The sequence below is a fragment of the Flavobacterium sp. AJR genome (assembly GCF_002156885.1).
Taxonomy (GTDB): domain Bacteria; phylum Bacteroidota; class Bacteroidia; order Flavobacteriales; family Flavobacteriaceae; genus Flavobacterium.
This window is the reverse complement of sequence record NZ_NCWQ01000117.1, coordinates 1-9,976: the sequence shown is the minus strand read 5'-3', so window position 1 is coordinate 9,976 and position 9,976 is coordinate 1. Positions and strand designations below refer to the sequence as shown.

At 31.7% G+C, this 9,976-nt stretch carries 12 protein-coding genes; 4 read left to right on the top strand and 8 right to left on the bottom strand.

Annotation, left to right across the window (positions count from 1 at the left end; genetic code table 11):
- Nucleotides 1–165: 165 nt before the first annotated feature.
- The 3 genes from B8T70_RS21585 (at nucleotide 166) to dnaX (ending at nucleotide 2,540) form a co-directional block, all read left to right on the top strand.
- Nucleotides 166–585 carry a lipocalin family protein gene (locus tag B8T70_RS21585; protein WP_086896190.1) on the top strand — a complete coding sequence of 140 codons (420 nt, stop codon included), beginning with the start codon at nucleotides 166–168 and terminating at the stop codon, nucleotides 583–585.
- A gap of 132 nt (nucleotides 586–717) precedes the next feature.
- Entirely contained in the window at nucleotides 718–1,395 is a 678-nt protein-coding gene (locus B8T70_RS21580) for a hypothetical protein (protein WP_123912145.1), read from the top strand.
- Nucleotides 1,396–1,454: 59 nt separating this feature from the next.
- The gene (gene dnaX, locus B8T70_RS21575; RefSeq protein ID WP_039116355.1) at nucleotides 1,455–2,540 is read left to right on the top strand and encodes a DNA polymerase III subunit gamma/tau; all 1,086 of its coding nucleotides are present in this window, start codon (nucleotides 1,455–1,457) and stop codon (nucleotides 2,538–2,540) included.
- A 13-nt stretch (nucleotides 2,541–2,553) separates the two neighbouring features.
- On the opposite strand, the gene B8T70_RS21570 is transcribed toward dnaX, so the two are convergent.
- On the bottom strand, nucleotides 2,554–2,748 hold the full coding sequence (locus tag B8T70_RS21570; protein WP_086896188.1) for a hypothetical protein: 195 nt from the start codon (nucleotides 2,746–2,748) through the stop codon (nucleotides 2,554–2,556).
- A gap of 85 nt (nucleotides 2,749–2,833) precedes the next feature.
- Here B8T70_RS21570 and B8T70_RS21565 point away from each other — a divergent pair, with 85 nt between their 5' ends.
- Nucleotides 2,834–3,178: a DNA polymerase III gene (locus B8T70_RS21565; protein WP_082001868.1), complete on the top strand. Its 345-nt coding sequence runs from the start codon at nucleotides 2,834–2,836 to the stop codon at nucleotides 3,176–3,178.
- A 139-nt stretch (nucleotides 3,179–3,317) separates the two neighbouring features.
- Here B8T70_RS21565 and B8T70_RS21560 read toward each other — a convergent pair whose 3' ends face one another.
- The 7 genes from B8T70_RS21560 to B8T70_RS21530 all read right to left on the bottom strand — a co-directional run bounded on the left by B8T70_RS21560 (nucleotide 3,318) and on the right by B8T70_RS21530 (nucleotide 9,809).
- Nucleotides 3,318–3,896 (bottom strand): NAD(P)H-dependent oxidoreductase, encoded by a 579-nt coding sequence (locus B8T70_RS21560; protein WP_086896187.1) that lies wholly within the window; start codon nucleotides 3,894–3,896, stop codon nucleotides 3,318–3,320.
- 6 nt (nucleotides 3,897–3,902) lie between these two features.
- The gene (locus tag B8T70_RS21555) at nucleotides 3,903–4,934 is read right to left on the bottom strand and encodes a saccharopine dehydrogenase (RefSeq protein WP_242667541.1); all 1,032 of its coding nucleotides are present in this window, start codon (nucleotides 4,932–4,934) and stop codon (nucleotides 3,903–3,905) included.
- 58 nt (nucleotides 4,935–4,992) lie between these two features.
- On the bottom strand, nucleotides 4,993–5,553 hold the full coding sequence (locus B8T70_RS21550) for a Crp/Fnr family transcriptional regulator (protein ID WP_086896185.1): 561 nt from the start codon (nucleotides 5,551–5,553) through the stop codon (nucleotides 4,993–4,995).
- Nucleotides 5,554–5,598: 45 nt separating this feature from the next.
- Nucleotides 5,599–6,195: a TMEM175 family protein gene (locus B8T70_RS21545; protein WP_086896184.1), complete on the bottom strand. Its 597-nt coding sequence runs from the start codon at nucleotides 6,193–6,195 to the stop codon at nucleotides 5,599–5,601.
- 106 nt (nucleotides 6,196–6,301) lie between these two features.
- Nucleotides 6,302–7,192: a Ppx/GppA phosphatase family protein gene (locus B8T70_RS21540; protein WP_039119302.1), complete on the bottom strand. Its 891-nt coding sequence runs from the start codon at nucleotides 7,190–7,192 to the stop codon at nucleotides 6,302–6,304.
- A gap of 56 nt (nucleotides 7,193–7,248) precedes the next feature.
- Nucleotides 7,249–9,327: a polyphosphate kinase 1 gene (ppk1, locus tag B8T70_RS21535; protein WP_086896183.1), complete on the bottom strand. Its 2,079-nt coding sequence runs from the start codon at nucleotides 9,325–9,327 to the stop codon at nucleotides 7,249–7,251.
- Nucleotides 9,324–9,809: a histidine phosphatase family protein gene (locus tag B8T70_RS21530; protein WP_039116346.1), complete on the bottom strand. Its 486-nt coding sequence runs from the start codon at nucleotides 9,807–9,809 to the stop codon at nucleotides 9,324–9,326. Before B8T70_RS21530 ends, ppk1 begins: the two co-directional genes overlap by 4 nt.
- Between the last annotated feature and the right edge of the window lie 167 nt (nucleotides 9,810–9,976).

The following is a 9,976-nucleotide window of genomic DNA, read 5'->3' as shown; positions in this document are numbered from 1 at the left end:
TTAGCAAAAAATAGAAATTATCTATAAATATAATAGATAAAAACAACATTTACCAATTATATTTTATTACAAATCAACTAATTATATAAATGAAATCGAAAATTGTACAACATTACTTCCTTGTGATGCAACTATATTAGCATCTAACCTTTTAAAGATTTTAAAATGAAAAACAGAAGCATATTACTCGCAATATTATTTAGTATCAGTTTATTTTCAACTTCATGTAGTAGTGATGACAACGAAGGAGAAACACTGATACCTCTATCAGGAAAATGGGATCTTAGTAAAGTAGGTACTGTTGTTAGCGGAACAGAAACTTTGGTAGATGCTCCACAAAATCAAACAGGCTGTAATAAGGATTATCTCGAACTTAAACTTGATAATACTGCAACCGAAGGAGATTATGACTCTACAATTAGTGCTTGTGCATTAACAACTAGTGCTGGAATTTATTCCAGATCGCATAATAACTTAACAACAGTTATTGATGGTGAATCTAAAACTCAGGACATCGTAAATTTATCTCTTGGCGAATTAAAGCTAAAAGATGCAGCAGGAATCATTACAGTATATAATAGATAAAGACAATCGTTTTTATTAGTATTAACCTAAAACGGAAATAACTTTAAATAGTTATTTCCGTTTTTTATTTGAGTTGCATCAACTTCTAAATACTATAATTAAAAATAGTATTATTGTATTAAAATCAACTCCATGAAATTAAAGTACTTCTTATTCTTGGCATTCTTTAGCTATCATAGTTATACCTATTCTTGTAAATGTGAACCACATAATAAAGAAACAATGGTTACTGAAGGACTAAAAAATTATGATATTGTTTTCTATGGAGAATTAGTAGAGTCTGACACCATATCAGGGAATTTTACTTTTAAAATTCTAGAACTTTTTAAAGGAGAAATTAATTCATCTTTTATTAGTGGAAGCTCAACTGCAAGTAATTGCTCAGTCTTCCCAATAAAAAAAGAACTCTGGATTGTTTATGCAAACTATACTAACAACACAAACTATACAAACAATAAAAATATTACCATCAGCATGTGTTCACCAAGTATGGGACTAGAATCATTATTAGGCGCTTATCCAACTCCACCACCACCTAGATACTATGAAATAAAGGATGTTGACCTTAGAGATTTATATCAAAAGGTATATCTTTTAGAAAATAAAAATCAAAACATTGTAGACTGGATTCAACAATTAGAGAGATTGAGAGCATACAAATCCTCTCTAAATATAATTTTAGAAAAAGAAAAAACAGAGCTAAAAATAGAAAGTTACAGCAGGTATATTATCATTTCTTTGATTGTCAACATAGTATTATTTTCATTTTTAATCTTTATAATTCTGAAGAAAAAGATATTCATCAAATAAACAAATTACCCTTTAAAAAATAAACAAAAATCTTATCTTTGCTACCCAATAAACAAACTATGGAACAATTTGTAGTATCGGCTCGTAAGTATCGCCCGCAGACATTTAAGGATGTTGTGGGACAAAAAGCCATTACCAACACTTTACTTAATGCCATAGATAGTAATCATCTTGCTTCGGCTTTATTATTTACAGGACCACGTGGAGTTGGTAAAACAACTTGTGCTCGTATTCTTGCCCGAAAAATAAACCAACCAGGTTATGATGATCCAAACGAAGATTTTGCATTTAATGTTTTCGAACTCGATGCTGCTTCAAACAACTCTGTAGACGATATTCGTAACTTGATTGATCAGGTTAGAATCCCGCCACAAACAGGACAATACAAAGTATATATTATTGATGAGGTGCATATGTTATCATCGGCAGCTTTTAATGCTTTTTTAAAGACATTAGAAGAACCGCCTAAACATGCCATCTTTATATTAGCAACAACAGAGAAACATAAAATCATTCCGACGATTTTATCTCGTTGTCAGATTTTCGATTTCAAAAGAATTACCGTAAAAGATGCTAAAGAACATTTAGCTGAAGTTGCAACAAGTCAGGGTGTTGTTTTTGAAGACGATGCACTACATATTATTGCACAAAAAGCAGATGGCGCTATGCGTGATGCTTTATCAATTTTTGATAGAGTTGTTTCTTATTGTGGCACTAATTTAACACGTCAGGCAGTTACCGAAAACCTGAACGTTCTAGATTATGAAACCTATATTGCTATCACCGATTTTATCCTAGAAAATAAAATCCCTGAATTATTAATGGCATACAATGATATCCTAGCCAAAGGTTTTGATGGACATCATTTTATTGCTGGTTTAGCATCGCATTTTAGAGATTTATTGGTAAGCAAAACTCCTGCTACTTTATCACTTCTAGAAGTTGGTGAACAAGCACAACAAATGTATGGGGTACAATCTCAAAAAGCTTCTCAGGAATTTTTACTAAAAGGAATTGAAATTGCTAATGATTGTGATTTAAAATACAAATTGAGTCAAAACCAGCGTCTTTTGGTTGAACTTAGTTTAATGCAATTGGCCTCTATCAATTTTGATGGAGAAAAAAAAAAGTTGACCAATATATAATTCCGCCTACTTATTATAGAAATCCTACTTTCTCCATCACAGAAGTTAAACCTGCTGCTGAAAAGAAAGAACAAACTTCTGTACCCGTAACTCCCAATGTAGCTCCTGTACCTGCTAAAGCAGAAACTGTAGCCCCACAGAAAGCACCTGTTGTACCAAGCACAACAATATCTGGTATTTCGGCGTTTTCATTATCGAGTATTCGCAAGAAGAAAGAATTAGAAGAAAGCAGTAAATCTTACGTAAAGCCTACTACAGCTGATTTACCTACGGAAGATTTTACTGAAACTGAAATGTTATTGCAATGGAATAAGTATGCACAACGTTTAGGCGAAAAAGGATTTAAGATAATGGAATCTTTATTGCTTATAAACGATCCTGTTTTAAACGGAACTTCTATTAGCATCGAATTACCTAACGAAGGTTCTAAACTAGATTTTGAGAAAGAAATGCACGGTATCTTAGGTCACTTAAGAGGTCATTTGCATAATCATGATATCACAATTAATGTAATTGTAAATGAAGCTTACGAAAGTAAAAGAAGCTATAATGACCAGGATCGTTACAACCGTTTATTAGAAATAAATCCAAACATTGAACTTTTAAAAACAACATTTGGATTAGATTTACAAGGGTAATTTAAAAAGAGGTTCTAAGGCTTTTTTTTTAAGGCTCTAAGGTTCTGAGATGCAAAGGTTCAAAGGTTTTATGCTAGGTTCTCAATCCCAATCCCGAAATGTCGGGACGGGATAAATCATTTAAATCAGTGGCAAAAAATCACTTATTTTTTAATCCAAAATTGTAAACTTTAGTCAACCATTTTTCTCTTTGGTTATTATCAGATGTTTTTATAACTCCAATATAACTTACCTTAACTGGTGTTATACCACAAAATTCTAAAGTCGATTTCTTTAACTGGTTCACACTTGGTCTTCCAAAAACCAATCTGTAATACCAGCCTGGCTGATCGAGAGTTGTAATAATATGTGCTGTTTTACCTTTTAGAAGTTTGTCCCACCAAACGGAATTTTCACGATACTGAAAAGCCATTCCAGGTAAAAAAAGACGATCAATAAACCCTTTAGTTATTGCTGGCAAACCTCCCCACCAAACTGGATGAATCCAAACCAAATGGTCTGCTTTTTTTATTTTGTCCCAAGACTCTATTAAATCAGGTTCTAATTCGGTTCTTTTTTGGTAACCAAATTTCAAATTGGGACTAAATTTTAAATCGGCAATTGTAATCGTTTCTACTTTAGCATCAGTTTTTAAAGCTCCTTTTTTATAAGCTTCGACTAAAGCAAAATTAAAACTCGCTGGATTAGGATGTCCGTTTATAATTAGAATATTTTTCATGTTCTGCTAACTTATTTTAAGATTGATTGTGTTATAACTATTTAATGCTTCGTAAACTTCTTTAGATGAATGCATTTGATGACTAAAATAGATTCCGCCAGATAAAGTCTCACTTAACATCTTTTCGATATGCAAAACAGTAGAAAATGCAGTTAATTCGGCTTGACCTTTACTACTTTGTAAGCTAATCTTTCTGATTTTATCCTGAGTCTTAATAACAACTTCAAAAACTGTCTGATCTCCGTTTCCGCTTGAACCAAACATCAATTGTCTTTCTTTTAAAGACATGATATTAAAAATCTTTAGCGATTGAAAATACCCCATTAAACTAGTTACAAATTTAGAATTATAAGTCATCTTAACCGAAACCGTTGGTATCTTTTCTACCTGATTTAAAATAAACAAATCCGGAACATCTAGATTATAAGCTTGGCGTTTTCCTATCCCAAACTCAAAATTAAACTTCTCAGAATCTAAAAAGTGTTTTGCTTCCTGTGGTTTATTATTTTTATAAACGATAAATGGTTTGCAAACATTTTCGGCTAAAAAATTGGCAGAGCTTTTCCCTGCTAAATCTTTTACCGAATAATAGATATAAAGATTGGTTTCTTGAATTTTACGCTTATCGGGTTCCATAAAATCAATCAAACTACCTACAATTCCTCCCATCCAACCTGAGCTAAAAACTATACGACTATTTACGTTTTGCTTATTTGCTATAGCCAAATTATAAGCTACCGTTAAATCTGGAGTTGGTTTTGTAATATCAATATAATCGAGTTTGTTTTGTATTGCAAATTGTAAAACTGCATTGTTACTATCTTTAGTACACATTACTATCAAATCGATTTTATTGTGTGTAATCGAATCAAATGTTTTTGAGTTATTCACATCAATAACCAAATCATTAGCCGTATTTCCTAATTGACGACTCCCTATAAATAGATTGTAATCAGGATTTCTTGCTTTAAGAATACGTAAAATAACTTTGCCTACTAATCCTGTTCCTCCAATTACTAAAATATTTTTTCTCATCATTACTATTGTTTTCAGCAAAATTAATGACGTAATACCTCTCAGTAACTAGACAAATGTCCTATAAAATAGCTTTTCTAATTCGGCTTAAATGCCTTGGTGTTACTCCCAAAAAGGAAGCTAAATATTGCAACGGAATTAACTGAATATAGTTAGGATGATTTTTAAAAAGTGTTTCGTATCGCTCTTTTCCTGTTAGTTTTTGAAAAGATAAAATGCGTTGTTCTAAGTTTATATATTGCATTTCGGCTATTATTCGCCCTACTTTTTGCCAATATATACTATTCTCATAAAGGTGTTCAATACTGGCGTGACTTATCACTTCAAGTTCAGTATCAAATAATGCCTGGATATTCTCTTCGGTTGGTTTTTGGGTAATAAAACTAGCAAAAGCAGACATAAATTCATTCTCGAATGTAATGCAGTTTGTGATTTCTTCTCCTTCGTTATTGATATAAAAAGAGCGTAAAGCACCCGATTTTATCAGAACTATCTCTTTGGATGTTTGACTTTCCTGAATTAAAAAATCTCCTTTTTTTAATTTCCTCTTGGTAATTAAACCATCTAATTTGTCTAATTCATCCGAAGGTAAAATCTGAAGAGATTGAAATATTGATTTCATTATGTTTTATTATGGGTAAAGTAAAGCGGAAAGAATTGTGAGGTTTTATGAATCGATTGCTTTTTCGGCTGAGATAAAAATATTTTCGATTCTTTTATCTGGAATCAACCATAATAATGCTACTATAAAATAACAAGCTCCAGAAATCCATTCGTTATAAAAAGAACTAATGATTCCTATAGCATACAAAACCATAGAAGCTTTTCCTTTTAAATCTTTACCTAATGTTTTGGCTAAAGCCGAATTTTTACCTTCGCTCGAAACAATAATCTTTTGCAAAATAACATAAGCAATTGCAGACAATAGCAATGTAAAACCATATAAAGTCATTGCAGGTTTGGCAAAATTATGTTCTCCCATCCAGCCTGTAGAAACAGGAACTAATGAAAGCCAAAAAAGTAAATGCAAATTTGCCCAAAGAATTTTAGCATTGACTTTGGTGAGTCCGTGTAGCAAATAATGATGATTATTCCAGTAAATACCGATATAGATAAAACTTAAAATATAACTGATAAATTTAGAAAAAAGAGGCATTAAATCCTTAAAACTTTCTCCATGGGGAACTTTAATTTCAAGAACCATTATGGTAATTATAATTGCCAAAACACCATCGCTAAAAGCCTCTAATCTCGTTTTATTCATCTATTATATTATAAAATCAACCACAAATTACACAAATTTTCACAAATTTTTTATTCCTATTATAAAAAACAATTCGTGCTAATTCGTGAAATTCGTGGCAAAAAAATTAAATTTTACCGTAATACATTGCTTTTACAATACCATCAGAAAGACCTATTTTAGGAACATAAATTTGTCTTGCTCCACTCCATTTCATTGCATTAAGATAAATTCTTGTTGCGGGAATGATAACATCGGCACGATCGGGATTAAGTCCTAATTCGGCTATTCTCTGATCATAGCTTAGAGAATTTAAGAAAGCATATTGCGAATTCATATAAATATATGACAACGGCTTCTCTTGTTGTTTCCCCGACATTTTAAACAATTTATTGATGTTTCCTCCTGACCCTATAAGGGTTACTTCCTCATATTCTTCAGTATTTGTTCTGATCCATTTTTCTATTTCATCCCAAACTACATCGCAAACCATACCGTTTAATAATCGTACTGTTCCTGCTTTAAATGATCTTGAAGTTACCATTTTCCCATTAGAGAATAATGTAAACTCTGTACTTCCACCTCCAACATCTACAAAAAGATAAGTCTGATCTGTTTTTAATAAATGATGTAAATCTGTAGAAGCAATAATGGCTGCTTCTTTTTTTCCATCGATAATCTCAATTTTTATATCCGCTTTTTTCTTGATGATTGCCACCACTTCTTTACCGTTATAAGCTTCTCTCATTGCCGATGTAGCAAATGCCATATAACGTTCTACTTTATGTACTTTCATTAAAAGATTGAATGCCTTCATTGCATCACACATTCTTTCAATATTTTCTTCAGATATTTCTCCAACTGTAAAGGCATCTTGACCTAAACGAATTGGAACACGAACCAGGGAACTTTTATTAAATTGAGGTTCCTTACCCTCTTGTTCTACCACATTGACAATCAACAATCGCATGGCATTTGATCCAATATCGATTGCTCCATATTTTGTTATTTTAATCATTCTCGCTTATGATTTGAAATTAAGTATCTTGATATAAAAGCAGTGTTTATTAGGTTTTACACAACTTCTTCTATAGCATTTACTTTGTTTTGGTAATATTTATATGTTTCTAATTGTGCTCTAAATATGGCGTGATGATTTCTCGCTTTGTATTTATTATCCAGTTTATAAGAATGAAAACGCACTTTTACATTCCCTTTCCAAGCAATATTAAAGTTATCTATTAACTCGTTTTTTATTGCCTGATCATAAATTGGACAAGTTACCTCTACTCTTCCGTCTAGATTTCTGGTCATAAAATCGGCTGATGAAATATACACTTCAGTCAATCCGGCATTACCAAAAATATAAACTCTGGAATGTTCTAAGTAATTATCGACAATGCTTATGGCTTCGATATTCTCACTCATTCCCGGAATTCCCGGAATTAAGGAACAAATTCCTCTTACTTGCAATTGTACTTTTACTCCTGCATTACTCGCTTCGTATAATTTATCTATCATTTTAAAGTCAGATAAACTATTCATTTTAAGTTTTATATAGGTTTTACGACCAGCCAAAGCATGTAGAATCTCTCTGTCGATTAATTTTACAAATTTTGACCTTGTATAATGTGGCGATACTATTAAATGCTTATAACGATGTACTCTATAATTGATATCAAAGAATTCAAATATCTTGGAGATATCTTTTAAGATTTGCTGATGACTGGTAAACAATGTTACATCGGTATAAATTTTAGCCGTTGATTCATTGAAATTTCCTGTCGAAATAAACCCGTATCTTTTGGTTTTATCCTCATCAACTCTTTCGATTACACATATTTTACTGTGTACTTTTAGTCCTTTTATTCCAAAAATAAGTTCTATTCCTTCTGTTTGCATTTGCTCTGCATACGAAATATTCGAAGCTTCGTCAAATCTTGCTTGTAACTCTATTTGTACAGTTACTTTTTTTCCGTTTTTGGCAGCATTAATTAAAGAACTAATAATTTGGGAATTCTTTGCTAAACGATATAATGTAATCTTGATTGATGTAACTTTTGGATCTAAAGCCGCTTCACGCAAAAACTTTGTAACATATGAAAATGACTGATACGGAGCATTTAGCAAATAATCTTTTTTACCGATTTTTTCCAAAATACTTCCTTCCATACTCAATCCCGGAATTGGCAATGGTACATTTGTTTTGTATAACAAATCGTATCTCCCCAAGTTAGGAAAATTCATGTAATCACGTCGGTTATGATATCTTCCTCCAGGAATAATACTATCTGTAGAAATGATTTTCATTTTTTCGAGAAAAAACTGCAGCGTATCTGGTTCTATCAATTGGTCATAGATAAAACGAACTGGTTCACCTATTCGTCTATCTTTAACTGATGTTGCTATTTTTTCGAGCATACTTTTACTCAAATCACTATCGATATCTAATTGGGCATCGCGAGTAATTTTTATCATATGTGCCGAAACACTTTTATAATCAAAAATGGTAAAAATGCTACTAAGATTGTGTCGGATAACATCATCTATCAAGATAATATAATGTTTATCGTCATGCGAAGGTAAAACTACAAATCGATTAATAGTTTTTGGTATTTCGATTACTGCATATCGCACTTCTGCGGTATGATTCATCTCTAAACGCACTGCCAAATAACCCAGAGTATCTTTTAAAACAGGAAATTCGGCTAAATCATTTAATATAATTGTAACGAGTTCCGGACTTAATTTTTCAATAAAAAAGTTCTTTAAGAACTCTTCCTGATCTTTTGTAATTTCATTTTCAGTAATTATAAAGATATTCTCTGTTTCCAGTTCTGTTTCGATATTACTTAATATCCTCAAGCTCTCAGATTGTTGCTGAATCACGATCTCTGTAATATCTTTCACCAATTGTTGGGCAGATATTCCACCCAAATATTTTTCGCCAGAAATCCCTGAAAGACTTAGTCTTCGAATGGCTGCATAACGAACTCTAAAAAATTCATCTAAATTATTCGAAAATATTCCTAAAAAACGTAATCTGTCTAAAAGTGGTACTGTAATATCGGCTGCTTCCTGTAATACTCTTGCATTAAAAGCCAACCAACTTTTTTCTCGGTCTATATATTTTTGTTCGTACACTGTATTCATTTTAAATCTTTGGGGAAAATGGTTTTGAGAGTTCTGCCTTTATCTAATTTGTCCCAACTTTCTGTATCAAACTGTAATGATACAAAACCTGATGTGGGAACATTATCTATAAAAACATCCCCAAATTTATTAACAAAATTTGTAATAGCCTCGTTATGTCCGAAAAGAATAACACTTTCGAAAGCATTATTACATGATTTGATAACCTTTTCCAAATGTTTCTCATCAAATGTATAAAGTTCATCCTTATAAATGATACTTTCTATAGGGTATGAAATATTTTGTGCAAAAATAAGTGCTGTTTCTACAGCTCTAGCAGCTGTACTGCTCCATATCAAATAGGTCTTAGGAAGAAATTTTGAAATACTAGCTGAAACGTCATGAGCATCATGAATTCCTTTTTTTACCAAAGGTCTGTCAAAATCTTTTAAAGGTGCTTCCCAACTTGATTTTGCATGTCTGATCAATATTAAATTTTTCATATTACGGATACTATTTGTTTATATGGAATTTAAGCTTTTGCTTTTTTACTGTATTTACTCTTTGCTTTTAATCTCAACGACTTCCAAAAAGAAGAAGTATTTATGATTAAATCGCAAAAACAGCTTTGAAAATTTAGCTACAATTTACAAAAGAATTTTATAAGGTC